This is a genomic window from Enterobacter sp. 4974935 (genome assembly GCF_058661735.1).
Genome location: NZ_JBZWGT010000003.1, coordinates 537,062 through 563,349 on the forward strand (window position 1 = coordinate 537,062; position 26,288 = coordinate 563,349).

At 57.2% G+C, this 26,288-nt stretch carries 29 protein-coding genes and 1 tRNA gene; 13 read left to right on the forward strand and 17 right to left on the reverse strand.

The features are described 5' to 3' along the window. Positions 1–44: 44 nt before the first annotated feature. Positions 45–120: transfer RNA gene (locus AC4OVS_RS03730), tRNA-Phe, on the reverse strand. 95 nt (positions 121–215) lie between these two features. Then, positions 216–929: a DUF554 domain-containing protein gene (locus tag AC4OVS_RS03735; protein WP_003862452.1), complete on the reverse strand. Its 714-nt coding sequence runs from the start codon at positions 927–929 to the stop codon at positions 216–218. A gap of 181 nt (positions 930–1,110) precedes the next feature. Here AC4OVS_RS03735 and AC4OVS_RS03740 point away from each other — a divergent pair, with 181 nt between their 5' ends. Beyond that, positions 1,111–3,246, forward strand: a complete 2,136-nt coding sequence (locus AC4OVS_RS03740; protein WP_491922184.1) for an ornithine decarboxylase — start codon at positions 1,111–1,113, stop codon at positions 3,244–3,246. Between the two features lie 99 nt (positions 3,247–3,345). Here the strand turns inward: AC4OVS_RS03740 and AC4OVS_RS03745 are convergent, their stop codons facing one another. Together AC4OVS_RS03745 and AC4OVS_RS03750 are read right to left on the reverse strand one after the other, a co-directional pair. Next, positions 3,346–4,038, reverse strand: coding sequence for a response regulator (locus AC4OVS_RS03745; protein WP_022649373.1), 693 nt, complete (start codon positions 4,036–4,038; stop codon positions 3,346–3,348). Next, complete coding sequence (locus AC4OVS_RS03750) at positions 4,028–5,665, reverse strand: ATP-binding protein (protein WP_022649372.1); 1,638 nt, start codon at positions 5,663–5,665, stop codon at positions 4,028–4,030. Before AC4OVS_RS03750 ends, AC4OVS_RS03745 begins: the two co-directional genes overlap by 11 nt. Positions 5,666–6,010: 345 nt before the next feature. On the opposite strand from AC4OVS_RS03750, the gene AC4OVS_RS03755 reads away from it, so the two are divergent. Genes AC4OVS_RS03755 through citG form a run of 8 tightly spaced genes read left to right on the forward strand, consistent with a single transcriptional unit; the run spans position 6,011 to position 13,322 of the window. Next, the gene (locus AC4OVS_RS03755; protein ID WP_022649371.1) at positions 6,011–7,372 is read left to right on the forward strand and encodes a 2-hydroxycarboxylate transporter family protein; all 1,362 of its coding nucleotides are present in this window, start codon (positions 6,011–6,013) and stop codon (positions 7,370–7,372) included. Between the two features lie 17 nt (positions 7,373–7,389). Then, positions 7,390–8,253, forward strand: coding sequence for a fumarylacetoacetate hydrolase family protein (locus AC4OVS_RS03760; protein ID WP_015571851.1), 864 nt, complete (start codon positions 7,390–7,392; stop codon positions 8,251–8,253). 13 nt (positions 8,254–8,266) lie between these two features. Further along, complete coding sequence (gene citC / locus AC4OVS_RS03765; protein ID WP_022649369.1) at positions 8,267–9,289, forward strand: [citrate (pro-3S)-lyase] ligase; 1,023 nt, start codon at positions 8,267–8,269, stop codon at positions 9,287–9,289. 16 nt (positions 9,290–9,305) lie between these two features. Beyond that, positions 9,306–9,599, forward strand: coding sequence for a citrate lyase acyl carrier protein (citD, locus tag AC4OVS_RS03770; RefSeq protein WP_017382935.1), 294 nt, complete (start codon positions 9,306–9,308; stop codon positions 9,597–9,599). Continuing rightward, positions 9,596–10,471 carry a citrate (pro-3S)-lyase subunit beta gene (citE, locus tag AC4OVS_RS03775; protein WP_032626185.1) on the forward strand — a complete coding sequence of 292 codons (876 nt, stop codon included), beginning with the start codon at positions 9,596–9,598 and terminating at the stop codon, positions 10,469–10,471. Before citD ends, citE begins: the two co-directional genes overlap by 4 nt. Before the next feature lie 10 nt (positions 10,472–10,481). After that, positions 10,482–11,999, forward strand: a complete 1,518-nt coding sequence (gene citF / locus AC4OVS_RS03780) for a citrate lyase subunit alpha (RefSeq protein WP_045308348.1) — start codon at positions 10,482–10,484, stop codon at positions 11,997–11,999. Between the two features lie 2 nt (positions 12,000–12,001). Then, complete coding sequence (citX, locus tag AC4OVS_RS03785; protein WP_022649366.1) at positions 12,002–12,541, forward strand: citrate lyase holo-[acyl-carrier protein] synthase; 540 nt, start codon at positions 12,002–12,004, stop codon at positions 12,539–12,541. Continuing rightward, positions 12,519–13,322 (forward strand): triphosphoribosyl-dephospho-CoA synthase CitG, encoded by an 804-nt coding sequence (gene citG / locus AC4OVS_RS03790; protein WP_491922185.1) that lies wholly within the window; start codon positions 12,519–12,521, stop codon positions 13,320–13,322. The genes citX and citG overlap by 23 nt, the downstream gene beginning before the upstream one ends. A gap of 81 nt (positions 13,323–13,403) precedes the next feature. On the opposite strand, the gene AC4OVS_RS03795 is transcribed toward citG, so the two are convergent. The 4 genes from AC4OVS_RS03795 to mutY form a co-directional block, all read right to left on the reverse strand. After that, positions 13,404–14,660: a nucleoside permease gene (locus AC4OVS_RS03795; RefSeq protein WP_022649364.1), complete on the reverse strand. Its 1,257-nt coding sequence runs from the start codon at positions 14,658–14,660 to the stop codon at positions 13,404–13,406. Between the two features lie 291 nt (positions 14,661–14,951). After that, entirely contained in the window at positions 14,952–16,028 is a 1,077-nt protein-coding gene (gene mltC / locus AC4OVS_RS03800; RefSeq protein WP_032621902.1) for a membrane-bound lytic murein transglycosylase MltC, read from the reverse strand. Between the two features lie 124 nt (positions 16,029–16,152). Further along, positions 16,153–16,425 carry an oxidative damage protection protein gene (locus tag AC4OVS_RS03805; protein ID WP_003862425.1) on the reverse strand — a complete coding sequence of 91 codons (273 nt, stop codon included), beginning with the start codon at positions 16,423–16,425 and terminating at the stop codon, positions 16,153–16,155. A 26-nt stretch (positions 16,426–16,451) separates the two neighbouring features. Next, positions 16,452–17,504 (reverse strand): A/G-specific adenine glycosylase, encoded by a 1,053-nt coding sequence (mutY, locus tag AC4OVS_RS03810; protein WP_023306917.1) that lies wholly within the window; start codon positions 17,502–17,504, stop codon positions 16,452–16,454. Between the two features lie 144 nt (positions 17,505–17,648). Between mutY and trmB the strand changes: the two genes are divergently transcribed. The 3 genes from trmB to AC4OVS_RS03825 are packed head-to-tail and all read left to right on the forward strand — an operon-like array spanning position 17,649 to position 19,468. Then, positions 17,649–18,368, forward strand: a complete 720-nt coding sequence (gene trmB / locus AC4OVS_RS03815) for a tRNA (guanosine(46)-N7)-methyltransferase TrmB (protein WP_022649361.1) — start codon at positions 17,649–17,651, stop codon at positions 18,366–18,368. After that, positions 18,368–18,694, forward strand: a complete 327-nt coding sequence (locus AC4OVS_RS03820) for a YggL family protein (protein ID WP_003862421.1) — start codon at positions 18,368–18,370, stop codon at positions 18,692–18,694. Before trmB ends, AC4OVS_RS03820 begins: the two co-directional genes overlap by 1 nt. Positions 18,695–18,751: 57 nt before the next feature. Further along, on the forward strand, positions 18,752–19,468 hold the full coding sequence (locus AC4OVS_RS03825; RefSeq protein ID WP_491922186.1) for a YggN family protein: 717 nt from the start codon (positions 18,752–18,754) through the stop codon (positions 19,466–19,468). A gap of 83 nt (positions 19,469–19,551) precedes the next feature. Here the strand turns inward: AC4OVS_RS03825 and AC4OVS_RS03830 are convergent, their stop codons facing one another. Genes AC4OVS_RS03830 through AC4OVS_RS03855 form a run of 6 tightly spaced genes read right to left on the reverse strand, consistent with a single transcriptional unit; the run spans position 19,552 to position 23,267 of the window. Beyond that, a complete protein-coding gene (locus AC4OVS_RS03830; protein WP_023298571.1) occupies positions 19,552–19,890 on the reverse strand; it encodes an endonuclease domain-containing protein in 339 nt (112 codons plus the stop codon). Positions 19,891–19,946: 56 nt separating this feature from the next. After that, complete coding sequence (hemW, locus tag AC4OVS_RS03835) at positions 19,947–21,095, reverse strand: radical SAM family heme chaperone HemW (protein WP_491922187.1); 1,149 nt, start codon at positions 21,093–21,095, stop codon at positions 19,947–19,949. Beyond that, positions 21,088–21,681, reverse strand: coding sequence for an XTP/dITP diphosphatase (locus AC4OVS_RS03840; protein WP_045308344.1), 594 nt, complete (start codon positions 21,679–21,681; stop codon positions 21,088–21,090). Before AC4OVS_RS03840 ends, hemW begins: the two co-directional genes overlap by 8 nt. A 3-nt stretch (positions 21,682–21,684) precedes the next feature. Continuing rightward, entirely contained in the window at positions 21,685–21,981 is a 297-nt protein-coding gene (yggU, locus tag AC4OVS_RS03845) for a DUF167 family protein YggU (protein ID WP_022649356.1), read from the reverse strand. Next, a complete protein-coding gene (locus tag AC4OVS_RS03850) occupies positions 21,978–22,544 on the reverse strand; it encodes a YggT family protein (RefSeq protein WP_491922188.1) in 567 nt (188 codons plus the stop codon). Before AC4OVS_RS03850 ends, yggU begins: the two co-directional genes overlap by 4 nt. Before the next feature lie 21 nt (positions 22,545–22,565). Next, positions 22,566–23,267: a YggS family pyridoxal phosphate-dependent enzyme gene (locus AC4OVS_RS03855; RefSeq protein ID WP_023298569.1), complete on the reverse strand. Its 702-nt coding sequence runs from the start codon at positions 23,265–23,267 to the stop codon at positions 22,566–22,568. Positions 23,268–23,284: 17 nt separating this feature from the next. On the opposite strand from AC4OVS_RS03855, the gene AC4OVS_RS03860 reads away from it, so the two are divergent. After that, entirely contained in the window at positions 23,285–24,265 is a 981-nt protein-coding gene (locus AC4OVS_RS03860) for a type IV pilus twitching motility protein PilT (protein ID WP_022649354.1), read from the forward strand. A 10-nt stretch (positions 24,266–24,275) separates the two neighbouring features. On the opposite strand, the gene ruvX is transcribed toward AC4OVS_RS03860, so the two are convergent. The 3 genes from ruvX to gshB form a co-directional block, all read right to left on the reverse strand. Beyond that, positions 24,276–24,692, reverse strand: coding sequence for a Holliday junction resolvase RuvX (ruvX, locus tag AC4OVS_RS03865; RefSeq protein WP_006811925.1), 417 nt, complete (start codon positions 24,690–24,692; stop codon positions 24,276–24,278). Further along, a complete protein-coding gene (locus tag AC4OVS_RS03870) occupies positions 24,692–25,252 on the reverse strand; it encodes a YqgE/AlgH family protein (protein WP_022649353.1) in 561 nt (186 codons plus the stop codon). The genes ruvX and AC4OVS_RS03870 overlap by 1 nt, the downstream gene beginning before the upstream one ends. A 74-nt stretch (positions 25,253–25,326) precedes the next feature. Then, on the reverse strand, positions 25,327–26,274 hold the full coding sequence (gshB, locus tag AC4OVS_RS03875; RefSeq protein WP_003860032.1) for a glutathione synthase: 948 nt from the start codon (positions 26,272–26,274) through the stop codon (positions 25,327–25,329). Positions 26,275–26,288: the final 14 nt, after the last annotated feature.

The following is a 26,288-nucleotide window of genomic DNA, read 5'->3' on the forward strand; positions in this document are numbered from 1 at the left end:
CTCAGAAAGCAAAAACCCCCGCCGAAGCGAGGGTTATAAATAAGTGGTGCCCGGACTCGGAATCGAACCAAGGACACGGGGATTTTCAATCCCCTGCTCTACCGACTGAGCTATCCGGGCAACGGGGCGCATTAAACCCGATCCTCCCTCCGACGTCAACGAAATTTGTTGTTTTCGGTGCAGACTGCACACTCTCTCACCATTTCGTCGCAAACTTAAGCGAAAAAGTGCGTCCAGAGCGCGGAAAGCGGCATCGCGAGCAGCAGGGCAGGGAGCATGTTCACCACTGCAAACATCTTAATGCCACAGATGCGCAGCCCTGTCGCCAGCAGCAGCAGGCCGCCGACGGCGGTAAAGTCCGCCATCATCGCAGGCGTCGTCAGCGGCAGGATCAGCGTGGCGCAGGTGGCCAGCGCCAGCTGTATAAGCAGCATCGGTACACAAATCGCCGCCACGGCGATGCCGAGGGTGGTGGCAAAGATGGTGGCAGTAAAGAAATCCAGAAACGCTTTCGCAATCAGTATGCTGGGATCGCCGGTCATCCCTTCCTGCATCGAACCGAATATCCCCGTGCCGCTGGCGCAGAACAGAATAATGATCGCAACGTAGTTCTGAATAAACGACTCGTGCGTGCCGTGCTTTGCCTTGCCCGGTCGGGCAATCAGATTTTTGGCTTTGCCTACCGCGTGATTAATGCCTTTTTCCAGATAGCAAAACTCGCCGATCAGCGCGCCGAGCAGTGTCGCCAGTACCATCACCGGCAGGTTGGCGCATTTCACCACTAAAAGGATACCAATCCCTAACGACGCCAGGCCAAAAATGGAGGGCATGGAGACGCGAATACGCTCCGGCAACCGCTGGCTTAATACTGCCCCAAGTACACCGCCCAGCAATACGGCTCCCGCATTGATAAAGGGTCCAATCACCACGTCTAACTCCTGTTATTTAAGCATTGGCATTGCATGATTATGGCACGTCCGTCCCTGATTATGCTTAGCTTTGGGAGGCGTAACGCATACTGATTCCTTCTTGCACCTGAAAATAAAAGGTGACATGATTGCGCGAATTTTCTCCTTCCTGTCTCACCGTTCGGTGAGGGTATTTGCGCTTATGAAAACCATGAAAATTGCCGTCAGCCGTGAGCTGGTATCCAAAGTTTCTACGCATCGCGAAAAGGTTATGCTGGATAACACCGATTTCACCGATGTGGCGGCAGTCGTCATTACGGTTGTTGAAAGCTACAGCGGCATTCTTGCGTTGCTGAAGCGTACGGGCTTTCAGCTACCGGTATTTATGTTCTCAACAGAGCCAGGAGAGGTGCCAGAGGGTGTCACGGCGATCATCTCGGGTAAAGCACAGGAATTGCTGGAACTGGAATCTGCCGCCTGCCGGTATGAAGAGAACCTGCTGCCACCCTTTTTTGACACCCTGAGCCAGTATGTGGCGATGGGAAACAGCACCTTTGCCTGTCCGGGTCACCAGCACGGCACCTTTTTTAAAAAACATCCCGCCGGGCGGCAGTTTTACGACTTCTTCGGTGAAAACGTGTTTCGTGCCGATATGTGCAATGCCGACGTGAAGCTCGGTGATTTGCTGATCCACGAAGGTTCTGCCAAGCACGCGCAAAAGTTCGCGGCGAAAGTGTTCAACGCGGATAAAACCTACTTCGTGCTGAACGGCACGTCGGCGGCCAATAAAGTGGTGACCAATGCGCTGCTGACCCGTGGCGATCTGGTGCTGTTCGATCGTAACAACCATAAGTCCAACCATCATGGGGCGCTGATCCAGGCCGGGGCAACGCCTGTCTATCTTGAGGCAGCCCGTAATCCGTTTGGTTTTATCGGCGGGATCGATGAACACTGCTTTGATGAGGCCTGGCTGCGGGAACTGATCCGTGACGTCGCGCCGCAGAAAGCCGCCGAGGCGCGCCCGTTCCGTCTGGCGATCATTCAGCTCGGCACCTACGACGGCACGATCTACAACGCCCGTCAGGTGATCGACAAGATCGGTCACCTTTGCGACTACATCCTCTTTGACTCCGCCTGGGTCGGCTACGAGCAATTTATCCCGATGATGGCGGAAACGTCTCCGCTTCTGCTGGAACTGAACGAGAACGATCCGGGAATTTTCGTGACCCAGTCGGTCCACAAACAGCAGGCCGGGTTCTCGCAAACCTCACAGATCCATAAAAAGGATAACCATATTCGCGGTCAATCGCGCTTCTGCCCGCACAAGCGGCTGAACAATGCGTTCATGCTGCATGCCTCCACCAGCCCGTTTTACCCGCTGTTTGCGGCGCTGGACGTGAACGCCAAGATCCACGAGGGTGAGAGCGGACGCAGGTTGTGGGCTGAGTGCGTCGAGCTGGGCATTGAAGCGCGCAAAGCCATTATCGCCAACTGCAATATGATCAAACCCTTTATCCCACCGGTGGTGGCGGGGCGGCCATGGCAGGATCACCCCACGCAGGCTATCGCCAGCGAGCGTCGCTTCTTTAGTTTTGAACCGGGTGCAAAATGGCACGGTTTTGAAGGCTATGCCCGCGAGCAGTATTTCGTCGATCCGTGCAAGCTGCTGCTGACCACGCCGGGCATTGATGCGGAAACAGGGCACTATACCGATTTCGGCATTCCGGCGACCATTCTCGCCCACTACCTGCGCGAAAACGGCATTGTGCCGGAGAAGTGCGATCTCAACTCCATCCTGTTCCTGCTGACGCCAGCCGAGAGCGCGGAGAAGCTAATGCAGCTGGTGGCGATGCTGGGGCAGTTTGAACAGCATATTGAAGACGATACGCCGCTCGTGGATGTGCTGCCGACCATCTATCAGAAATACCCGGTGCGTTACCGCGACTATACGATCCGTCAGCTGTGCCAGGAGATGCACGATCTCTACGTCAGCTTTAACGTGAAGGATTTACAGAAGGCGATGTTCCGCCAGGAGAGCCTGCCTGCCGTGGTGATGAACCCGCAGGATGCCAACCAGGAGTACATTCGCGGGAACGTCGAACTGGTGCGTATTCGTGACGCCGAAGGACGCATTGCCGCCGAAGGTGCGCTGCCATACCCGCCGGGCGTGCTGTGCGTGGTACCGGGGGAAGTCTGGGGTGGAGCAGTACAGCGCTACTTCCTGGCGCTGGAAGAGGGCATTAATATGCTGCCGGGTTTCTCGCCAGAGTTGCAGGGCGTTTACAGCGAGAAGGATGCCGACGGGATCAAGCGACTGTATGGGTACGTGTTAAAGTAGGGCCCCTCACCCTAACCCTCTCCCCAAAGGGGAGAGGGGATTGCACGGAGCCGTCTTTTCACCCTCGCCCCTTTGGGGAGAGGGCCGGGGTGAGGGGAGTTAAGTCGCACTACGCCGGTACATCCTTCTCGGATGCCCAATCTTCCCGTACAGCATCTCCACCGTCAGAAAACCCACCTCCACGCAGTGTTCCAGATAGCGCCGGGTGGTGGTTTTACTCAGGCCCGTCTCGCTCACCACCTCATCCACCGTAAAGCAGTGCGCCGCCTTGTTGTTAAACAGCGTTTGCACCCGCGCCAGCGTGTTCTCCTCTATCCCTTTGCTGCCGTTGTCCAGTCGATAATTTTTCGCCTGTAGCTGATAGAGTGAATCCACGTTCTGCTGGTCGACAATCTTCCAGACGCGCTGCTGTTCGGCAAACTGCACAAAACGTTCCAGCGACTGGCTCAGGCGTTTCCAGGAAACTGGCTTGAGGATGTAGTCGAACGCGCCGTTACGAATCGCCTGGCTACAGGTGTCCATATCGCTGGCGGCGGTGATGAAAATCACCGAGCAGTTGGCGCGGGTGAGCATCGGGTTGCTGATAAGGGTGATGCCTTTGCCGTCCGGCAGATAGTTATCCAGCAGCATCAGCTTCGGCTGTTTGCTCTCCAGTTGTACCTGCGCGTCGGCCAGTGACGCGGCAATCCCCACCAGCCTCAGGCGCGGATGTTTACCGATAAGCTCCGCGTGCAGTTGCGCCAGTTCGTTCTCGTCTTCAACAATCAGTACGTCGATAAGTTCATGTTGCATAGTCGGTATCTTCCAGTTCCTGTACGGGGTGCCGGACCGTTCCCGTGGCGGGAATAAACAGTGAGAAAATGGCACCGCGTGGGGTGTTATCGGCAACTTCAATTGCACCGCCAGCCTGCGTGACGTAGCTTTCAATCAAATACAGGCCAATACCGTGATCGCCGCGCGTTTTGGTAGTGATGCCGCGCTCAAAGATCCGGTCGCGGATCTCCGGTGTGATGCCGACGCCCTGGTCGGCGACTTCAATAATCAGTTCCTGCTCGTTCAACTTTATTAGCACGTCTACCGGGGCATGCGGGAGCGGGGCGCGCTGGGTCGCTTCGATGGCGTTATCCAGCAAGTTCCCGATGATCGAGACTAGTTCCGATTCGAGCAGCGGCAGGAAGGGTTTGTCCACCCGGCAGGCCGGATCGAAGCTCAGCTCAACGCCTTTTTCACGCGCGCGGGCGGCCTTTCCAAGCAGCAAACCGCACAGCGTCGGGGAGCTAAAGCGGGACGAGATAAAGTCCAGCAGCTCCTGAGCGTGTTCAGACTGCGCCTGTATATAGCGAATTGCCTCGTCATAACGGCCCATATGCAGCAGGCCGGACAGCGTGGTCATGCGGTTCAGCTGTTCATGGCGCATAATGCGCAGGTTATCAACATAGCGCTTCACCTGGCTGAGCTGGGCGCTGAGCGAGTCGATCTCGTTGCGATCGCGAAAGGTGATCACCCAGCCCTGCAACGCATCTTCCAGCATGATCCGCACCCGGCTGGCAATAACCGTGAGATCGTTAAAGCGACAGATCTCATCGTGGGTGTCTTTCGCAAGCATGGTTTGCGCGTTAAAGAACGGGACGGGCGCGATCACCTGGCTGATGAGTTGACCCCGCAGTTCGCGGGCGGGCTGGCGTAAGCCTAATAATTTACGCGCCGCCTGGTTAATCACCTCAATGCGGAGATCGTCGTCGATGGCAATCACCCCTTCATAAATGGATTCCATCATCGCCTTTTGCTGACGCACCAGCAGGCCGATTTCGCGCGGCTCCAGAGAGAATATCTGCTTCTTGATGCTGCGGGTGAAGAACCAGGAGAAAATAAACAAGGCGATAAGCAGCAGCACGGCGGCAATCAGGATATTAACCACCTTGCTGACGGTGATGGTGTCCAGATAGCTTGTGAGATAGCCTACCGAAACAATCCCTACCACCTGCCCGGCATCATTAAAAATGGGCGCTTTGCTGCGCAGCGAAATGCCTAACCCGCCCTTGCGGATGGTGATGGTGCTTTTGCCGTGTAATACCTCGTCGTTGTCTCCGCCAACCAGCGTTTTGCCTACCCGGTCGGCAAACACGGAATGGAAAAGATGCAGCCCTTTATTGTCACCAATCACAATAAAACTGGCGTCGCTGCGGGCGGCTATTTTCTGCATAAAGTCATGGATGCCCTGGATATCCTTTTGTTCGACTTCTTTTCGCAGAGAAGGAATAAGCGCAATTTCTTCGGCCTGTATTTTTGCGCGCGCGCTCATTTCCTGATAAAGCTGCCTGCCGACATCGACATAATAATATCCGCCCAGTAATGCGAACAGCACTGAGAAAAAGGCGACCAGCGAAATAAACAGCTTGATCTGAAACGATACTTTCATAACTATCACGCGAGATATCAACAGGTCGGCTGAATATATCATCTTTTAAGGCCAGGATGCCCGCTTTGCCGAAAACTTGTGATCCCTTGCACAGCGCAGCCTGTAAAAGATTTTTCCGAAAGTCTCATCCTCTTAAGGTTAAATGAATAAATGTTATTTCTTTGTTCAGTTAAGAAAAGAAACCATAAAAACCACGGCAATAAATAAGGCATAAATCACATTAAATAAAAGAAACCATTAAAACCATAGCGGCCATTAAAACTTCGCTTTTAATATGCCATTCCTCACATAAAGTAAGCCTTTGTGACTCTAAGCTGAACGCACAAAATAACTAAGGGGCTTATTATGAGCACAACTGACGATTCATTCTCTGTTACCCACGACCCGATTGATATTCAGCGGCCATCGCTCAAAGAGCGCTGGTGGCATATTATGGATACCTGGAAAATCGGCATTATTCCTCTGCCACTGTTCGTTCTGGCGGGCGCGCTGATTGCGATAGATTGCCTGGGCGGAAAACTGCCGAGCGACATCGTAGTCATGGTGGCCACGCTGGCCTTCTTCGGCTTTGCCTGCGGTGAGTTCGGCAAACGCCTGCCGATTGTCGGCAAGCTCGGCGCGGCGGCAATTTGCGCCACCTTTATCCCTTCCGCGTTGGTCTATTACGGCCTGCTGCCGGACGTGGTGGTCGAGTCCACGACCAAATTCTATAAATCCACCAATATTCTCTACCTCTATATCTGCTGCATTATTGTCGGCAGCATCATGAGCATGAACCGCACCGTGCTGATCCAGGGCTTCCTGCGCATCTTCTTCCCGATGCTGTGCGGTGAAATCGTCGGCATGATTGTCGGCATGGGCGTTGGACTAGCGCTGGGCCTTGAGCCGTTCCAGATCTTCTTCTTTATCATTCTGCCGATCATGGCGGGCGGCGTCGGAGAAGGGGCGATCCCGCTCTCTATCGGCTATGCCACCCTGCTGCACATGGATCAGGGCGTGGCGCTCGGCCGCGTGCTGCCGATGGTAATGCTCGGCGGCCTGACGGCGATCATCATCTCCGGTTGCCTCAACCAGCTCGGTAAACGCTATCCGCACCTGACCGGTGAAGGCCAGCTGATGCCTAACCGCGCCAACGCCGATGCCACCGTCTCTCAACCCGCGTTCTCCGGCAAAGCGGATGTGACCACCATCGCCTCCGGCGCGCTGCTGGCGGTGCTGCTGTACATGCTGGGCATGCTCGGTCACAAGCTGATTGGTCTGCCAGCGCCGGTCGGTATGCTGTTTATGGCGGTGCTGGTGAAGCTCTGCAATGGCGCCTCTCCGCGTCTGCTGGAGGGTTCCCAGGTGGTGTACAAATTCTTCCAGACCTCCGTGACCTACCCGATTCTCTTCGCCGTTGGCGTGGCGATTACCCCATGGCATGAACTGGTGGCGGCGTTCACCGTCAGCAACCTGCTGGTGATTATCAGCACCGTTTCCGCGCTGGTGGCAACCGGCTTCTTCGTTGGCAAAAAGATTGGTATGCACCCGATTGATGTCGCCATCGTCTCCTGCTGTCAGAGCGGGCAGGGCGGTACTGGTGACGTGGCGATCCTGACCGCAGGCAACCGCATGAGCCTGATGCCATTCGCCCAGATTGCTACCCGTATCGGCGGGGCGATTAACGTCTCTGTCTCACTGCTGATTCTGGGCAACTTCCTCGTTTAAGTTTTCAGGAAAGAACAATGAAACTCGCAAGCTTTTTATACCAGGGTAAACGCAGCTACGGCATCGTTCAGGCCGAGGGCGTGATTGATTTAGGCCGCCGCCTGGGCGACCGCTATGGCGACCTTAAAGCGCTGTTGCAGGGGAACGGGCTGGCGCAGGCCACCCGTTTTCTGAACGACGCGGTGGATGTACCGCTGAACGCCATCACCTTCTTACCGGTGATTGTCCAGCCGGAAAAAATTCTCTGCGTGGGCATGAACTATGCCGACAAGCGCAAGGAGTTTGATCAGCATAACCCGGCCCCGACCCTGTTTGTCCGCTTCCCGGATTCACAGACCGGCCACAACGAACCGGTGCTGAAGCCGCGCCACTCCAGCGAGTTCGACTACGAAGGCGAGCTGGCGGTGATCATCGGCAAAGGCGGGGAGAACATCAGCCGCGACGACGCCCTGCGCCACGTGGCGGGCTACAGCTGCTACATGGACGGCTCCGCCCGCGACTGGCAGCACACCTGGTTCACCGCCGGGAAAAACTGGCGGCAGACCGGGGCGTTCGGCCCGTGGATGGCGACGGCGGATGAGATCCCGGACCCGCACAGCCTGGCGATCCGCACCTGGCTGAACGGCCGCATGGTGCAGGAGGACAACACCAGCAGCATGATCCACAAGGTGGCGGAGTTGATCGAGTACATCAGCACCTTCACCCGTCTCAGCCCGGGCGACGTGATCATCACCGGCTCGCCTGGCGGGGTGGGTAAAAAGCGCAACCCGCCACTGTTTATGAAGGAGGGGGATCGCATTGAGGTGGAGATCGAACATATCGGTCATCTGAGCAACGTGATCGTGGAAGCGCCAGCCGTCGGGCTCGCGGCAGCGCACTGAGTAAGGCGGCAGCATGCAATCGCAACCCATTGATTTTCGCCACACCGTTGTGGCGAAACACCCGGAACGCTTAAGCCAGATCCGCTACCTGCTGGCAGACAGCGGCCTTGGCCTGGACAACGACATCACGCTGTTTGTTGAAGCCTGGTCCGGCGCGCAGCTGGTGGGTTGCGCCGGGCTTGCTGCCAACGTCATCAAGTGCGTGGCGGTCAACGAGCAGCTTCGTGGGGAAAACCTCAGCGCGCGTCTGCTGGCAGAGGTGGAAAATGCGGCGCTGGAGCGCGGCCATTTTCACCTCTTCCTCTGCACCCGTCCGTGTAATAAGGAGCGCTTTGGCCGCAGCGGTTTCTGGCCGGTTGCCCAGAGCGGGAACAACGCGGTGCTAATGGAGAACACTCCGCAAGGGATCGTGCGCTACTGCCGATCCCTGCGCGCTAGCCGCAAGTGTGGGGAGAAGATTGGTGCCATCGTGATGAACGCCAACCCATTCACCCTCGGTCACCGTCATCTGGTGGAGCAGGCGGCGGCGCAGTGCGATGCTCTGCATCTGTTCGTGGTGCGTGAAGACGCCTCGTTCTTCCCGTTCAGCGCGCGCCTTGAGATGGTGCGCGCGGGCGTGGCGCATCTGCCGAACGTGGTGGTGCATGAAGGCTCGCAGTACATCATCTCCCGCGCCACGTTTCCGGCCTACTTCCTGAAGGAGACCGGCAAAGTGCAGCAGGCGTGGAGCGAGATCGACGTGCTGATCTTCCGGGACTTTATCGCCCCGGCGCTGGGCATCACGCACCGTTTTATTGGTTCGGAACCGTTCTGCGATATCACCCGCCAGTACAACCAGACGCTGCACGATCTGCTGGCCTCGCACATCGACGTGGTGGAAATGCCGCGCATCAAAGCCACCGGCAACGCCATTTCGGCCTCGGAAGTGCGCCGTTTACTCAAGACACAGCAGTTTTCCCGGATCCGGGAGATTGTCCCGGACTCCACCTTCGCGCACCTCGAAGCACATTATCGTGCGAGTGCGGAAGTCGCATAACTATCAGGAATTTATCATGAATATTGTAAGGGAGGCGCTGGCCGGAACGCAGGAGTCCAGCGACCTGATGGTGAAAATCGCCCCCGCTCACGGTGAGCTGGAGATTGTCATCCACAGTGAAGTGATTAAGCAGTTTGGCGAGCAAATACGCCAGGTGGTCAACGACACATTGCGCGCCATGAACGTGCACCAGGGATTAATCATTATTGAAGACAAAGGGGCGCTGGACTGTGTGATCCGCGCCCGCCTGCAAAGCGCGCTTCTGCGTGCCGCCGATGAACAGGCCATCAACTGGGGGGCGCTGAAATGAGCAAACTCCGCCGCAGTATGCTGTTCCTGCCGGGCGCCAATGCCGCCATGCTCTCCACCGCCTTTATCTACCGCCCCGACTCCATCATGTTTGACCTTGAGGACGCCGTGGCCCTGCGCGAGAAAGACACCGCACGCATGCTGGTGTTCCACGCGTTGCAGCACCCGATGTATCAGGATATCGAAACCGTGGTGCGTATTAACCCGCTGAGCACGCCGTTTGGCCTGCTGGATCTGGAGGCCGCCGTGCGCGCGGGCGTAGACGTGATTCGCCTGCCAAAAACCGACACCCCGGACGATATCTACGAGCTGGAAGGCCACCTCGAGCGCATTGAGCAGGAGTGCGGGCGTGAAGTGGGTTCCACCCGCGTGATGGCGGCGATTGAATCGGCCATTGGCGTCATCAACGCCGTGGCGATTGCCCGCAGCTCCCCGCGACTTATCGGCATCGCGCTGGCCGCCTTTGACTACGTAATGGACATGCAGACCGAGCGCGGCGACGGCACCGAGCTGTTCTACGCCCGCTGCGCCGTGCTGCACGCCGCCCGCGCGGCAGGCATCGACGCCTTCGACGTGGTGTGGTCAGACGTTAACGACGAAGCCGGGTTCCTGCGCGAGGTCGATCTGATCCGCAAGATGGGCTTTAACGGCAAATCGCTGATTAACCCGCGCCAGATTGACCTGCTGCACAACGCCTACGCCCCGACACGGGAAGAGGTGGAGCACGCCAAACGGGTGATTGAGGCGGCAGAAGAGGGCGAGCGTAACGGCCTGGGCGTGGTCTCGCTCAACGGCAAAATGGTGGATGCACCGATTATTAACCACGCGCAGGTGGTGCTGGAGCGCGCGGCGGCCTCCGGCGTGCGTCGGTAAGGATGACATAATGAATCAGACAGAACTTCTCCATGTGAATTTCCCCCATCTGCGGGATCTGAAGCCTTTTGATACCGCCCACAGCGCGACGCCGTGGCTGGCGGACAGCGAGGCGAAACACAACCGTAAGCTTTGCGCCTCCCTCGAAGAAGCCGTCATGCGCAGCGGCTTGCAGGACGGGATGACCATCTCTTTCCACCATGCCTTTCGCGAAGGCGACCGGGTGATCAACACCGTTGTGGCGCTGCTGGCGCGGATGGGTTTTAAAAATTTGACCCTGGCCTCCAGCTCGCTGATGACCTGCAACGACGCGCTGATCGAGCATATTCAAAGCGGCGTGATCGCCCGAATTTACACCTCCGGTATGCGCGGCAGGCTGGCGGAGGCCATCTCCCACGGGCTGATGGACGAGCCGGTACAAATTCACTCCCACGGCGGGCGCGTGAAGCTGCTCCAGGATGGCGAGCTGAATATCGACGTGGCATTTCTCGGCGTGCCGTGCAGCGATGAGTTTGGCAACGCTAACGGCACGCAGGGCAAATCGTGCTGCGGTTCGCTGGGCTACGCCATGGTGGACGCACACTTTGCCCGTAAGGTGGTGCTGCTGACCGAAGAGCTGGTGCCGTTCCCGAATATGCCCGCCAGCCTGGTGCAGGATCAGGTGGACTACATCGTGCAGGTGGAGAGCGTGGGCGACCCGGCGAAAATCAGCGTCGGTGCGGCGCGCGTCACCAGCAACCCGCGCGAGCTGATGATTGCCCGCTATGCGGCGGACGTGATTGAGCACTCAGGCTATTTCAAACCAGGTTTCTCGATGCAGACCGGCTCCGGCGCGGCGGCGACCGCCTGCACCCGCTTTATGGAAGAGAAGATGGAGCGCAGCGGCGTGAAGGCGCGCTTCGCCCTTGGCGGTATCACCGGCAGCCTGGTGGATTTGCACGAGAAGGGGCTCATCGAAAAGCTGCTCGACACCCAGTGCTTTGACGGCCAGGCAGCGGCCTCGCTGGCGCGCAACCCGAACCACGTGGAGATCTCCACCAACGTCTACGCCAACCCCGGCAGCAAGGCGGCAAGCTGCGACCAGCTCGACGTGGTGATCCTCAGCGCGCTGGAAATCGACGTCGATTTTAACGTCAACGTCATCACCGGATCCGACGGCGTGATGCGCGGTGCATCCGGCGGGCACTGCGACGTGGCGTCGGCAGCCAACCTGACCATTGTGGTCGCGCCGCTGCTGCGAAGCCGCATCCCGACCGTCGTGAAGCGCGTTACCACGCGCCTCACGCCGGGGGAGAGCATTGACGTGCTGGTCACCGACCACGGTATTGCGGTCAACCCGGCGCGCCCGGAGATCCGCGAACGACTCATGGAAGCAGGCCTGAAGGTTGTAGATATCAACGCGCTCTATGAGCGGGCGATTTCCCTGACCGGCGTACCGAAACCGATTGAGTTCACCGACAAAATTGTCGGGGTGATCCGCTACCGCGACGGCAGCGTGATCGACACCGTTCGACAGGTAAAGGAGTGAATATGACTATTGCGACACCCGTGCGGACGGGTGTCAGCCTGGACGCGCTGCTGGCGGCGAAAGAGCGCCGCGCAGCCCGTCAGGCTGACTGGCTTACGCACCATCAACAACCGGTGATCTCCCTAACGCTGGTCACGCCCGGGCAAATCAAAGACAGCCTGCGCTATCGCAACACCATGGGCGTGGCGTTACAGATGTGCGACCAGCTGCTGTGGGAAAACCGCTGGCAGGTGCTGGACCGCCAGGTGCTCTGGCTACCCACCGGACCTGAAGCGCTGTGGTGCGTCGCGCATCCGGCGGCGGAAATTAAAGCGCACTGTGCTGAACTGGAGCAGACGCACCCGCTCGGCAGACTGTGGGATCTGGATGTGATCTGCCCTGAAAACGGCCACGTTGGCCGTCAGTCGTTGGGTTCACACCTCAGGCGCTGTCTGATTTGCGACGAGCCTGCCCACGCTTGTTCCCGTTCTCGGCACCATCCCGTTGAGCAGGTGGTTTCCCGCGTGGAGAAGATGATAGATGACTGGTTTGCTCGCGACTAAACCGCGCCCGGTTGATGTCCCTGCGCTTGCCGCAGAGGCGCTGTGGCAGGAGCTGGAGCTGACGCCCAAACCGGGGCTGGTGGACAGGCTCAATAACGGCTCCCATCGCGATATGGACCATACCTTATTCCTCCGCAGCATTGCGGCGATTACGCCGTGGTTTGCCCGGTTTGCGGAACTGGGTGAAGCACATGCGGCCAAACCTGCCGATCGGCAGTTGCGGATTCTTCGCCCAATGGGAATGGCCTGCGAGCAGGCAATGTACGCCGCCACGGGCGGGGTAAATACCCACAAGGGCGGGATTTTTGCCCTCGGTTTGCTCTGCTTCGCCGCCGGGCGTGTGAAAAATATCTCTGCGGATAGCCTCTGTTGTGAGGTAAGTAACATCTGCCATGGGCTGGTGGCGAGGGAGCTGGCCGGGCGCAGCGGGCAGGCAACGGCGGGGGAGCAGCAGTTTCAGCTGTACGGTTTAACCGGCGCGCGCGGTGAGGCAGAGAGCGGCTTCAGCACGGTGCGTAAGGCGCTGGCTCAGTGGAAGGGAAACACCCTTCATGACCTGTTATTGCGCCTGATGGCCATCAACCAGGACAGTAATCTCGTTTCGCGCGGCGGCACTGAAGGGCTGCGCTACGTCCAGGATTATGCACAGGAGCTGCTGGCGAACGGCTGGGATCAGGATGCGTTGCTTAGGATGGATAACGCGTTGATTGAACGAAACCTGAGTCCGGGCGGCAGCGCGGATTTGCTGTCGGTGGGGTGGATGCTGTCTGGAATAAAATAGCCGGGTGGCGCTAACGCTTACCCGGCCTACGATTTGCGGTTTGTAGGCCCGGTAAGGCGAAGCCGCCACCGGGCACAACAATCAATGCGCGATCGGCTGCGCACCGTGTGGTTCGCGTACGTGCTTGTACTTGAACAGCACGATGAACGCGAAGAAAAGCACCAGTGAGTACCCGGCGAAGATCAGCCACACTGGCTGCCAGTTGGTGATGCCGTTGGTGGTATACATCTCAACCACTTTACCGCTCACCACGCCGCCCAGAATACAGCCGAAGCCGTTGGTCATCATCAGGAACATGCCCTGCGCGCTGGCGCGAATTTCAGGTTTCACCTCTTTTTCTACAAACACCGAGCCGGAGATGTTGAAGAAGTCGAAGGCGCAGCCGTAAACAATCATCGACAGAACCAGCAGCACGGTACCGAACGCGCTTGGGTCGCCGTAGGCGAACAGACCGAAGCGCAACATCCAGGCAGCGATACTGATCAGCATGACGTTCTTGATGCCGTAGCGGCTCAGGAAGAACGGGATGGTCAGGATGAACAGCGTCTCAGAGATCTGCGAGATGGACATCATCACCGACGCGTGTTCAACGATAAAGCTCCCGGCAAACAGCGGATCGTTATCGAAGCTGTGCAGGAAGGTATTACCGAACATGTTGGTGATTTGCAGTTCCGCCCCCAGCAGCATGGAGAAAATAAAGAAGATCGCCATGCGCTTGTTTTTGAACAGGGCGAAGGCATCCAGGCCAAGCATGGTGCTCCAGCTCTGGTTTTTCTGCTGGTTAGAAACCGGAATGGTGGGCAGCGTCAGGGTGAACAGCGCCAGCAGCACGGAGAGCGCGGCACCAATATACAGCTGCATGTGGCTCAGCTCGAAGCCCGCGAAGCTCACGCCCCACATTGCCATGATAAAGCCGATGGTGCCCCAGATACGGATTGGCGGGAAGTCGGTGACGATATCCAGACCGGCAGATTTCAGGCGGTAGTAGGAGATGGTGTTGATCAGGCCAAGCGTTGGCATATACGCCAGCGAGTTAAGCAGGATCACCATAAACATCGCCCCCGGCGTGGTCACTTCGGCCGCCATAAACAGCGTCCCCGCACCCACCAGATGGCAAAGCATATACAGCCATTTCGCACTTAACCATTTATCCGCCACGATACCGAGCAGCGTTGGCATGAAAACAGCCGCAATACCCAGCGAGCTGTAGACGGCACCGATTGACGCACCATCGAACTTGAGCGTCACAAACATATAGGAGCCGAGTGTAGTCAGCCAGCTACCCCACAGGCAGAACTGCAGAAACGACAAGATTTTAAGCTGCAGCTTAAGGTTCATGTTACTTTCCTCACAAGTGAGCGGGAGATATGTTGTTATAGGAACATTCAGGGTTGTTATTTGATGCAATTCTATCAGTTGGCAACGATATGTTTTGTTACCTCCCGCAAAAAAATGCAATCCACATTAATTTGCAGTTTGGATTGTGATGCAAATAGCATTTTTGTATGGGTGGGATGAGATGGGTGCGGTCTGATGCCCCCTCACCCTAACCCTCTCCCCAAAGGGGAGAGGGAACTTGAACACCCTCTCCCCTTTGGGGAGAGGGCAGGGTGAGGGGGGGGGTGGTTTCTAGCGACGACGATAGTTCTTCTGCGCCGTATTCACCTTATACAGATAGCGGCGTGATTCCGCAGACGGGTGGCGAGTGGTGAGGGTTGAGTAGACATCCCCCGGCGCCATGCTGTTGATGATGTTCGCGGCCTGAACTTTATCGTTCGAGAAGACGCGCAGGACGCTGCCCGCGCCGCCGTTGTAGGCGGTGATCACCGCATAGCGACGTGAAGTCGGGTTATCAATCCCGCCGAGATAAACATTGTTCAGCATCGCCAGATATGCGGTACCGGTATCAATGTTGCTTTGCGGGTCAAACAGGTAGCTGCGGCTCGGCGTACCGGATTTCCCCTGCGCGCGGAACACGTCTTTACCGGCGCTGTGCTGCACAACCTGCATCAGCCCCAGCGCGTCGGAACGGCTCACCGCATACGGGTTGAACGAGGATTCGGTCTGCATAATCGCCAGGATCAGCGACTCATCCACGCCATACTTACGCGACGCCTGACGCACCATGCCCAGATACTTATGCGCACGCTTGTCGAGGTGGTTCGGCACCAGGTTTATCGTAACGCTATAGATCACCTTCAGGCCATTGGTGCGGCTTTTCAGGCGCGTTTGCAGCAAATAGTCTGCGAAGTTCGTCGCGCGACCTTCCCAGCGAATCGGCTGACCGGTCTGGTCAACGACCTGGCCATACAGAAACGGCTCTTTGGAGATGGTGATGTCATCGGCATCAGAGTAGAGGTCGATAGACCCCGGATCGTCGCCCATCAGCAGGGTTTTGATGATGGCCTGACGTAAATGCGCCGCAGGTTCAGTCCCCGCGATGGTTTCAATCGTAATCGTACCGTCATCGAAGTTGATGTGGCTACGGGTCTGATAGGCGTCGGTATACTTAACGTAGTCCTTCGGTCCGGCAATAAGAACTTCGTTAAATCCCCATATGTTCTCGATGTTATGGGCAAACTGCCCCATCAAAATGTCAAAACCGTTGGTGTCCTTAACCCAGGCTTCGTTATAGCTATCGCCCTTTTTGGAAGAACAAGACACAAGCAACGGCGCAACAAGTGCTAGCGCTAATAGTTTTTTCATCATTCCGGGAGTGCGTGTTGTGTTTGCTTTGAGGTTGCTGTTGCCGGGTGGCGCTGCGCTTACCCGGCCTACATAACCGTAGGCCCGTGCAAGCGCAGCGCCGCCGGGCAGCAGCCGCAGAGTATTATTTTTCCGGTGGCGTATAGCCTTCGATGTGGACGTCTTTACCCTCGAACAGGAAGTTCACCATCTCCTGCTCCAGCAGCTTGCGGTGTTCCGGGTTCATCATGCTGAGCTTTTTCTCGTTGATCAGCATGGTCTGTTTTTTCTGCCACTGTCCCCAGGCTTCTTTGGAGATCTCGTTGTAAATGCGTTTACCCAGGTCGCCCGGGTAGAGCTGGAAATCCTGGCCTTCAGCGTCGCGCTGCAGGAAAGTACAAAAAATGGTTCTGGCCATACTCATTCCTCTTTGTCTTGCCGATGCTAAACCATTGCACCGACACGTAATTGCTGTAACAGGCGCTCCACGGGAGCCGCCAGCCCGACTGATGGCGGTTGCGCTAAGTTATACCAGAGAGCGGTGCCTTCATCCATGCAGGAGGTGAATGAGGACACGGGAAGCCACATAGGCACAATATCCAGATGGAAATGGCTGAAGGTATGACGGAACGCGTTGAGTTGCGTCAGGGTATCGGCCGCAATGCCGCGCTGTTCAAGCCATGCCCGAAGCGAAGCTTCATCCTCAAACTGTGGGAAGCAGTATAGACCACCCCACAGGCCACTCGGCGGGCGCTGGGCGAGAAACACCTCGTCGCCATGCTGCATCAGCAGCATGTACCCGGTGCGTTCAGGCAGCGTCTGCTTCGGTTTTTTCCCCGGATACTGCGCCCAGGAGTGGTTCGCATAGGCCACGCAGAGGTTATTTACCGGGCAGAGTTCGCACTTCGGTTTTGAACGGGTGCAGACCATCGCGCCCAGATCCATCATCGCCTGGTTAAAACGCTCCACCCCTTTCGCCGGAGTGACCGCTTCACTGATCTCCCACAGGCGCTTCTCAACCTCTTTCTTGCCCGGCCAGCCTTCTACGGCGTAGCAGCGTGCCAGCACGCGCTTGACGTTGCCGTCGAGAATAGGGAAATGCTTGCCTAAAGACAGGGAAAGGATTGCGCCTGCGGTTGAACGCCCGACGCCGGGCAAATCCGCAACCTCGTCAAAGGTCTCTGGGAATTTACCGTTGTGGCGGGTGGCGACCTGCTGTGCGGCTTTGTGCAGGTTGCGCGCGCGGGCGTAATAGCCGAGGCCTGTCCACAAGTGCAGTACCTCGTCTAACGGCGCGTTGGCCAGATCGGTGATTGTCGGGAAGCGCGCCATAAAACGCTCGAAGTAAGGAATGACCGTCGCGACCTGCGTTTGTTGCAACATCACCTCGGAGAGCCATACTTTGTAAGGCGTTTTTTCAATTTGCCAGGGCAGGGTTTTACGCCCGTATTTGTCGTACCAGTCCAGCACCTGGGCTGAAAATTGAGAGGCTTGCATGGTCATCGATTCGCTTAATCAGGGAGGCAGATTGCAGCACAGCGTCAATCTGCTGTAAACCGGATCTTTCCCATGCTTGCATAGAAGCCTTAACTTTGGATAATGCCCGTTTCCCGTACACTCTCACAAGCAGACAACTCTTTTATGAAAAACGACGTCATTTCACCGGAATTTGATGAAAACGGTCGCCCGCTGCGCCGTATTCGCAGCTTTGTCCGCCGTCAGGGCCGCCTGACAAAAGGGCAGCAACACGCGCTGGACAACTACTGGCCGGTGATGGGCGTTGAGTTCAGCGAGCAGCCGCTCGACTTTACCGAGCTGTTTGGTCGCGATGCGCCAGTGACGCTGGAGATCGGTTTTGGCATGGGCACCTCGCTGGTCACTATGGCGAAAGCGCGACCGGAGCAGAACTTCCTCGGTATTGAAGTGCACTCGCCAGGCGTCGGTGCGTGTCTGGCAACGGCCCATGAAGAGGGCGTTGAGAACCTGCGCGTTATGTGTCACGACGCGGTGGAAGTGCTGCACAAAATGATTCCTGACAATTCTTTGAACATGGTTCAGCTCTTTTTCCCTGACCCGTGGCACAAAGCGCGTCATAATAAACGCCGTATCGTTCAGGCGCCGTTTGCCGAGCTGGTGAAAAGTAAGCTTAAGCTGGGCGGCGTCTTCCACATGGCGACCGACTGGGAACCTTATGCGGAACACATGCTGGAAGTGATGTCGTCGCTGGACGGGTATAAAAACCAGTCTGAAAGCAACGACTACGTACCGCGTCCGGATTCACGTCCGGTGACAAAATTTGAACAGCGTGGCCATCGTCTTGGTCACGGCGTATGGGACTTAATGTTCGAGAGGGTGAAATAATGGCAAAGAATCGTAGCCGTCGTCTGCGTAAAAAGATGCACATCGAAGAATTCCAGGAAGTGGGTTTCTCCGTTGCCTGGCGTTTCCCGGAAGGCACCAGCGTTGAGCAGATCGATCAGGACGTTGATGCGTTCATCAACGAGGTGATCGAACCCAACAAGCTGGCCTTCGACGGTAGCGGCTATCTGGCGTGGGAAGGTCTGATTTGCACCCAGGAAGTGGGGAAATGCACCGAAGAACATCAGGCGCTGGTACGCAAATGGCTTGAAGACCACAAACTGGAAGATGTCCGCGTCAGCGAACTTTTCGACGTTTGGTGGGACTAATAAAGCAAGAACGGGGCCAGCATTAGCTGGCCCATTTTGTCTGAGGGAGTGTTGAAGATGCGTAAAACGTTGCTGGCGGTTGCTTTACTGGCAATCGGAACCACCGCCCATGCGGAGTATAAATGTAGCGTCACCCCGCGTGACGACGTGGTATTAAGCCCGCGAACCGTGCAGGTTAAGGGCGAGAATGGCAATCTGGTGATCACGCCGGATGGCAACGTGACGTTTAACGGCAAACAGCAAAACCTGACGGCCGCCCAGCGCGAGCAGGCGATGGACTACCAGGCCGAGTTGCGTACCGCGCTGCCATGGATAAACGATGGCGCGCTGACCCGCGTTGAGAAGGGCCGCGTGGCGCTGGATAAAATCATCACCAAAGAGGTGGGGGAGAGCAGCAATATGCGCACCCGCCTGACGAAGCTGGATAAACAGCTGAAAGAACAGATGAACCGCATTATTGAGACGCGCTCTGATGGCCTGACGTTCCACTATAAGGCGATCGATCAGGTGCGAGCCGACGGTCAGCAGCTGGTGAACCAGGCGATGGGCGGCATTCTCCAGGACAGCATCAACGAGATGGGCGCCAAAGCGGTGCTGAAAGGCGGCGGTAATCCGTTGCAGGGTGTACTGGGTAGCCTGGGCGGACTGCAAACCTCGATTCAGAACGAGTGGAAGAATCAGGAAGCCGATTTCCAGCAGTTCGGCAAAGACGTGTGTAAACGCGTGGTGTCCCTGGAAGACAGCCGGAAGGCGCTGGTGGGGACGCTGAAGTAACGCCTCTGCGCGTAGGGCCCCTCACCCCGGCCCTCTCCCCAGGGGAGAGGGAGTAACCAGTTCCCTCTCCCTGTGGGAGAGGGTTAGGGTGAGGGCATCAGGCATTGCAATCGTTGCAGAATAGCCATCAGCATCTCCTCCTCATTAGCCCTGAATTCATGATTCCAGAACCGTACGACTTCCCAGCCGTTCGCATTCAAAAACTCGGTGCGACGAGAGTCATAGGCCTCTTTATCCTGATGTTGCCCCCCGTCCAGCTCAACAATCAGTTTCGCCTTAAAGCAGGCAAAATCCACGATGTACGGCCCAACCGGCATCTGTCGGCGAAACTTATACCCAAAGAAGCGGCGACCTCTGAGCAGATACCAGAGGCGTAATTCTTCGGGTGTCATTTGTTTGCGGAGTTGTTTTGATTTTTCCATCCCCACACTCTGCCAGCCTTTCCCTCAACCAGCAGAACGGGATGTAAAATCCTGAATCAGCCTTCAGGATTTTCAGCGAGGAACAGCTCAAGAAGGGAGTTTAGGAACAGCTTACCGTGCTCGGTGATCTGCCAGTACTCATTACACTCGGTCAGATACCCCTGCGCCAACGCCTCGTCAATCTGCGGACGAATCACCGACTCTGACAACCCGGTGTAGAGCGCAAACTCCGCGCGCGGTGCGGCTTCCAGCAGACGGAAGCGGTTCATAAAGAACTCAAACGGCTTATCCACCGCCTCGACGTCATGCTGACGCTCCAGGTAGCGGCCTTCCATAAACCCGCGCGGATGACGCGTTTTTGCAGTGCGCAGAATGCGCCCGTCCGGGAAGGTCACTTTGCCGTGTGCCCCGCAGCCAATCCCCAGATAATCACCAAAGCGCCAGTAGTTCAGGTTGTGCTGACACTGATAGCCCGGCTTCGCATACGCCGAGGTTTCGTATTGCTGATACCCCGCCGCGGTCAAAAGCTGGTGGCCCTGCTCGAAGATATCCCACAGCGCGTCATCGTCCGGCAGCACCGGAGGACGGGAACCAAACAGGGTGTTCGGTTCAATGGTCAACTGATACCACGACAGATGCGGCGGGTTCAGTTCAATTGCCTGACGCAAATCGTCCAGCGCTTCTTCCAGCGACTGATCCGGCAGGCCGTGCATCAAATCGAGGTTAAAACTGCGCAGCCCAAGCCCCGTTGCCAGGTTCGCCGCGCGCTTTGCCTCTTCCGGGCCATGAATGCGCCCCAGACGCTTCAGCTTTGGCTCGCTAAAGCTCTGCACGCCGATAGAGATACGGTTCACGCCCGCGCGCTGATACTCGACAAAACGGTCGGCCTCAACGGTGCCCGGGTTGGCTTCCATCGTAATTTCAGCATCCGCTGCCAGGTTCAGGCGCACGCGCACGCCGTCCAGCAGCGTCTGCATCGCCGGGCCTGAAAGCAGGCTCGGCGTACCGCCACCAATAAAAATGGTCTTCACTTCACGTCCCTGTGCGTACGGTACATCGGCATCCAGATCGGTCAGCAGATGCGCGACGTAATCATCGTGCGGCACTTCGCCCTTCAGCGCGTGCGAGTTGAAATCGCAGTACGGGCATTTCTGCACGCACCATGGGATGTGAATATAAAGACTCAGAGGCGGCAAATTAGCCATTACGCAGTGCTTCCAGTAACAGTTTCAGGGCGCGTCCACGGTGGGAGATCGCGCTTTTCTCTTCGCGGGTGAGTTCCGCAGCGGTTTTGCCCTCGGTCGGGACAAAGAAAATCGGGTCGTAACCAAAGCCGCCGTTGCCCGCCGCTTCACGGGTGATCACGCCCGGCCAGCTGCCGTGACAGACAATCGGCGTGGGATCTTCCGCGTGACGCATGTAGACCAGCACGCAGTGGAACTGCGCGGTACGCTGTTCGTCAGGGACGTCGTTCAGGGCCACAAGCAGCTTTTCCAGGTTCTGCTGGTCGGTGGCGTCCACCCCGGAATAGCGGGCGGAGTAAATCCCCGGCGCACCGCCCAGAAAATCCACGGCCAGACCGGAGTCATCGGCAATCGCGGGCAGCCCGGTTACCTGCGCCGCATGGCGCGCTTTCAGAATGGCGTTTTCGATAAACGTCAGGCCGGTTTCTTCGGCGGAGTCCACGCCCAGCTCGGTCTGAGCCACCACGTCCAGCCCAAAATCATGTAATAGCGAGGCCAGCTCGCGCACTTTACCGGCGTTACCGGTGGCGAGAACAACTTTCTGCATGGTTTAGTCCTGTTTTGTCAGAGCCGCGACTTCCGTCGGGATAGATTGCGGGTTAAGGATTTTTACCTGTTTATGCCGGCCAAGTTCACCTTTCTCAATGATGACCTGGCTTTTAGCGACGCGAAACTGTTTTGCCAGATATTTAGTCAGATGCGCATTCGCCTGGCCGTCAACGGGCGGGGCAGTGATGGCGACTTTTAGCTCGTCGCCATGCAGCCCAACAATGCTGTCGCGGCTGGCTTTCGGCTGAATGTACAGCCGTAAAACCAGCCCGTCGGCGCAGGGGCTAACTGCACTCATAACGCCATCCACAGCCCCGGCAGCAGCATATTACCCGTCGCCTGTAACAGTTCCGCGATACCCATATTCAGCACGTACAGCAGCAAAACGAGAAGCATCGGGGAGAAGTCGATTCCGCCCATCGCAGGCAGCAGGCTTCGGATCGGACGCAGTAACGGTTCAGTCAGCTGAATCAACGCGTACTCCACCGGGCTACGGCCCCGGCTTACCCAGCTCATAATCGCCATCACCAGCAGGACCCAGAAGATCAGCGAGCCGACGGTTTTAACCAGGATCAGAACGGCTGAAATCCAGATAATCGGCTGGAAAGTGATGACCATAAACAGTACGATCGCTTTGATAACGCTCAGAATAGACGCCATCAGCAGAGATGAACTGTCAATCGGCCCCATTGCCGGAATGATGCGGCGAAGCGGCCCCACAATGGGCTGCGTGATTTTCACGATAAATTGTGAGAATGGATTGTAAAAATCACAACGGGCCCACTGCATCCAGACGCGCAGTAGCAGCGCCATCGTATACAGTTCAATGACCGTTGAAAGCAGGAAAGTCAACGTCTTCATGGCGTTCCTCAGGTTTCCTTATTATTGGGTGTAATCGCGCGCACCGAAAATTGCTGTGCCGATGCGCACCATGGTGCTGCCTGCCGCGATGGCGGCTTCCATATCATCCGACATGCCCAGAGAAAGCGTGTCTACCGTGTCATAGCGCGCTTTAAGCGCCTCAAATGCTACAGCCATTTGCTGTGCTACGGCAAACTGCCTTTCATAACTTGACTCTGGTGCCGGAATGGCCATCAGTCCGCGCAGGGTTAAGCGCGGCAGCGCCGCCACGTCCGCCGCCAGCGCATCCAGTTCGCTCAGCGTAATGCCGGACTTGCTGTTTTCATCACTGATGTTGATTTGAATCAGCACGTTAAGCGCTGGCATCTCCATAGGGCGCTGGTCGCTCAAACGGGTAGCGATACGCAGACGATCGATGGTGTGACACCAGTCGAAGTGCTCTGCTACCAGACGGCTTTTGTTCGACTGTAGCGGACCGATAAAGTGCCACTGCAGGTCTGTATTTCCCCGCTCCCGGAAAGCGCGAATCTTATCTACGCCTTCCTGCACATAGTTTTCACCAAAGGCACGATGACCGGCGGCTATCGCTTCTGCGATGGCGCTCGCAGGCTTGGTTTTGCTGACTGCAAGCAACGTAATTTCTTCTGAAGCACGGCCGCAACGCGTTGCCGCGGCTGAGATTTTGTCCCGGACCTGTGCCAGGTTATGCGCAATGTCGTTCATTTTCCGAGGAGTTGTCTATGGATGTGGAAGAAATTGTGGCCCTTAGTGTAAAGCATAACGTCTCCGATCTACACCTGTGCAGTGATTCACCACCGCGCTGGCGCAGGTCAGGCCGTCTTGAACCTGCGCCGTTTCCGCCCCCGGATGTGGAGGCGTTATTAAAAGCGTGGCTCAATGACGAACAGCAGGGCGCCTGGTGGGCAAACGGGCAGGTAGATTTTGCCGTTACCCTCACAGGCGGTCAGCGGCTGCGCGGCAGTGCGTTTAAGCATATGCACGGCGTTTCGATCGCGCTACGCCTGTTGCCGCTGACGTGTCCGCAGCTCTCTGCGTTAGGCGTGCCGCGCGCGATCCCGGAGCTTTTGTCCAATGACAATGGCCTGATTCTGGTCACTGGCGCTACCGGCAGCGGGAAATCGACCACCCTGGCCGCGATGGTCGATTTTCTCAATCACCATACGGACGGGCACATTCTGACCCTGGAAGATCCGGTGGAGTTTATGTACCAGAGTGAACGTTGCCTCATCCGGCAGCGGGAGATAGGCCAGCATAGCCCGTCCTTTGCCGAGGCCCTGCGCAGTGCGCTGCGTGAAGATCCGGATGTGATTCTGCTTGGTGAGCTGCGCGACAGCGAGACGATACGCCTGGCGCTGACGGCGGCTGAGACTGGCCATCTGGTGTTGGCCACGCTGCACACGCGCGGTGCGGCGCAGGCGATCGAGCGCCTGGTCGATACCTTCCCGGCGCAGGAGAAAGATCCGGTTCGTAATCAGCTGGCGGGAAGCCTGCGTGCGGTACTGGCGCAGAAGCTGCGTCAGGATGTCCAGGGCGGGCGCGTGGCGCTGTATGAGCTACTGGTGAATACGTCGGCGGCGGCAAACCTGATCCGCGAAGGTAAAACCTGGCAACTGCCGGGCATTATTCAAACGGGGCAGCAGGCGGGGATGCAGAACTTTGAGCAGAGTCTGGCGGAGCGACGGGCGCAGGGGCGGCTGTAGGCCCCGGCGCTCAGTAACCCTGTTCGAAATAGCTTTCGAGGATAATGACGGCTGAAGCTGAATCCACGCTGCCTTTGTTCAACGCCCGGAAGCCACCGTGCTCGAACAGGCCAGCGCGTGCCTCGACGGTGCTCAAACGTTCATCGTGCAGCTTAACGGAGACACCAAAGCGGCCATGAATTTTGTTCGCGAACTTGCGTGCGCGGGCGGTAAGCGGTTGCTCGGTGCCGTCCATGTTCAACGGCAGACCGACAATCACGTCGTCCGGCTGCCACTCTTTGAGCAAGCGCTCAATAAGGTTCCAGTCCGGCGTGCCGTCGTTAGCTTTCAGCGCCGTGAGCGGGCGGGCGGTGCCGGTGATCCGTTGACCCACAGCGACGCCGATGCTTTTGGTGCCGAAGTCAAAGGCGAGAAGGGTGCCGCTCATTACGCGTGCCCCGCAACGCCAGGCATGGTCAGAATATCAATGCCAATCAGTTTTGCCGCGTCACGCCAGCGATCGGCGATAGGGGTTTTAAACAGGATATTCATATCCGCAGGGGCCGTCAGCCAGGCGTTGTCCAGAATTTCTTGTTCCAGCTGCCCTTTTTCCCAGGAAGCGTAGCCGAGCGCAACCAGCACCTCAGAAGGCTGATTTGCCGTGCCCAGTGTTTCGAGCACATCGCGAGAGGTGGTGACGACGGTGTTATCGGAGATACGAATGCTGGACGAGAAAACCGGCGGGGTATGCAGGATAAAGCCACGATCTTCTGCAAGCGGTCCGCCGAGCATCACCGGTTTATCAAGACGGATTTCCGGCAGCCGCGCTTCAGCGGGGATTTTCAGCTTGTCCAGAATGCCTTCAACCTGAAGGTTTTCCAGCGGCTTATTGATGATAATCCCCATTGCGCCGTCTTCGTTGTATTCGCAAATATAGACCACGGCGCGGCGGAAAATCGGATCCTGGAGAGCAGGCATGGCAATAAGAAAGTGATGCTGTAAATTCATTGTCAGAGGTACTGTTTCCTGGTTTAAAAAGCGACAGCGCCCAGTATGGGGATAAACACAGGCGCTGTCACAGGTTATTTCTGTAAACGTTTTTCGATAGCGTCCATTAGCATTCCGGTGATCGAGATCGGGAATTCCGCTTCGATTTCACGAATGCAGGTCGGGCTGGTGACGTTCACTTCGGTCAGACGATCGCCGATGATATCGAGGCCAACGAAGATCAGGCCTTTGGCTTTCAGCGTAGGGCCGACGCGGCGGGCAATTTCCCAGTCGCTTTCGCTTAACGGACGCGGTTCGCCACGGCCTCCGGCCGCCAGGTTGCCACGGGTTTCACCACCCTGCGGGATACGCGCCAGGCAGTACGGCACCGGCTCGCCGTCTACAACCAGCACACGCTTGTCGCCGTCTTTAATGGCCGGCAGATAGTTTTGCGCCATGCAGTAGCGGGTTCCCAGCTCGGTCAGCGTTTCGGCAATCACGCCAATGTTCGGGTCGCCCTCTTTCACGCGGAAGATCGATGCGCCGCCCATGCCGTCCAGCGGCTTCATGATGATGTCGCCGTGCTTCTGCCAGAATTCTTTCAGCTGCGTTTTGCTGCGGGTGACCAGCGTTTCCGGCGTCAGGTCAGAGAACCATGCGGTATAGAGCTTCTCGTTGCAGTCGCGCAGGCTCTGCGGCTTATTGACGATCAGCGTGCCTTTCTCTTCGGCACGCTCAAGGATATAGGTGGAGTAAATGTATTCGGTGTCGAACGGCGGATCTTTACGCATCAGGATGACGTTAAGGTCGGCCAGGGCAATATCCTGCTCGGTGCCGAATTCGTACCATTTTTCGTAGTTCTGCTCGACGTTAACGATGCGGGTACGTGCGCGGGCTTCACCGTTGATGAGGTACAGATCGTTCATCTCCATATAGTGGAGTTCATAGCCGCGACGCTGCGCTTCCAGCAGCATAGCGAAGCTGGAATCTTTCTTAATGTTAATGTTTGCGATGGGGTCCATCACGATGCCGAGCTTAATCATGTTCTTCTCCGGTT

Bases quoted from the DNA above. Each gene is read 5' to 3' on its own strand.
- AC4OVS_RS03825 (WP_491922186.1), top strand. From the start codon at position 18,752: ATGCGTAAAACGTTGCTGGCGGTTGCTTTACTGGCAATCGGAACCACC.
- citF (WP_045308348.1), top strand. From the start codon at position 10,482: ATGAATCAGACAGAACTTCTCCATGTGAATTTCCCCCATCTGCGGGAT.
- AC4OVS_RS03760 (WP_015571851.1), top strand. From the start codon at position 7,390: ATGAAACTCGCAAGCTTTTTATACCAGGGTAAACGCAGCTACGGCATC.
- AC4OVS_RS03820 (WP_003862421.1), top strand. From the start codon at position 18,368: ATGGCAAAGAATCGTAGCCGTCGTCTGCGTAAAAAGATGCACATCGAA.
- AC4OVS_RS03840 (WP_045308344.1), bottom strand. From the start codon at position 21,681: ATGCAGAAAGTTGTTCTCGCCACCGGTAACGCCGGTAAAGTGCGCGAG.
- mltC (WP_032621902.1), bottom strand. From the start codon at position 16,028: ATGAAAAAACTATTAGCGCTAGCACTTGTTGCGCCGTTGCTTGTGTCT.
- AC4OVS_RS03805 (WP_003862425.1), bottom strand. From the start codon at position 16,425: ATGGCCAGAACCATTTTTTGTACTTTCCTGCAGCGCGACGCTGAAGGC.
- AC4OVS_RS03850 (WP_491922188.1), bottom strand. From the start codon at position 22,544: ATGAAGACGTTGACTTTCCTGCTTTCAACGGTCATTGAACTGTATACG.
- AC4OVS_RS03750 (WP_022649372.1), bottom strand. From the start codon at position 5,665: ATGAAAGTATCGTTTCAGATCAAGCTGTTTATTTCGCTGGTCGCCTTT.
- citC (WP_022649369.1), top strand. From the start codon at position 8,267: ATGCAATCGCAACCCATTGATTTTCGCCACACCGTTGTGGCGAAACAC.
- mutY (WP_023306917.1), bottom strand. From the start codon at position 17,504: ATGCAAGCCTCTCAATTTTCAGCCCAGGTGCTGGACTGGTACGACAAA.
- AC4OVS_RS03795 (WP_022649364.1), bottom strand. From the start codon at position 14,660: ATGAACCTTAAGCTGCAGCTTAAAATCTTGTCGTTTCTGCAGTTCTGC.
- AC4OVS_RS03870 (WP_022649353.1), bottom strand. From the start codon at position 25,252: ATGAATTTACAGCATCACTTTCTTATTGCCATGCCTGCTCTCCAGGAT.
- citE (WP_032626185.1), top strand. From the start codon at position 9,596: ATGAGCAAACTCCGCCGCAGTATGCTGTTCCTGCCGGGCGCCAATGCC.
- trmB (WP_022649361.1), top strand. From the start codon at position 17,649: ATGAAAAACGACGTCATTTCACCGGAATTTGATGAAAACGGTCGCCCG.
- AC4OVS_RS03745 (WP_022649373.1), bottom strand. From the start codon at position 4,038: ATGCAACATGAACTTATCGACGTACTGATTGTTGAAGACGAGAACGAA.
- AC4OVS_RS03855 (WP_023298569.1), bottom strand. From the start codon at position 23,267: ATGAACGACATTGCGCATAACCTGGCACAGGTCCGGGACAAAATCTCA.
- citD (WP_017382935.1), top strand. From the start codon at position 9,306: ATGAATATTGTAAGGGAGGCGCTGGCCGGAACGCAGGAGTCCAGCGAC.
- AC4OVS_RS03755 (WP_022649371.1), top strand. From the start codon at position 6,011: ATGAGCACAACTGACGATTCATTCTCTGTTACCCACGACCCGATTGAT.
- AC4OVS_RS03830 (WP_023298571.1), bottom strand. From the start codon at position 19,890: ATGGAAAAATCAAAACAACTCCGCAAACAAATGACACCCGAAGAATTA.
- AC4OVS_RS03860 (WP_022649354.1), top strand. From the start codon at position 23,285: ATGGATGTGGAAGAAATTGTGGCCCTTAGTGTAAAGCATAACGTCTCC.
- gshB (WP_003860032.1), bottom strand. From the start codon at position 26,274: ATGATTAAGCTCGGCATCGTGATGGACCCCATCGCAAACATTAACATT.
- yggU (WP_022649356.1), bottom strand. From the start codon at position 21,981: ATGAGTGCAGTTAGCCCCTGCGCCGACGGGCTGGTTTTACGGCTGTAC.
- citG (WP_491922185.1), top strand. From the start codon at position 12,519: ATGACTGGTTTGCTCGCGACTAAACCGCGCCCGGTTGATGTCCCTGCG.
- hemW (WP_491922187.1), bottom strand. From the start codon at position 21,095: ATGGCTAATTTGCCGCCTCTGAGTCTTTATATTCACATCCCATGGTGC.
- AC4OVS_RS03740 (WP_491922184.1), top strand. From the start codon at position 1,111: ATGAAAACCATGAAAATTGCCGTCAGCCGTGAGCTGGTATCCAAAGTT.
- citX (WP_022649366.1), top strand. From the start codon at position 12,002: ATGACTATTGCGACACCCGTGCGGACGGGTGTCAGCCTGGACGCGCTG.
- ruvX (WP_006811925.1), bottom strand. From the start codon at position 24,692: ATGAGCGGCACCCTTCTCGCCTTTGACTTCGGCACCAAAAGCATCGGC.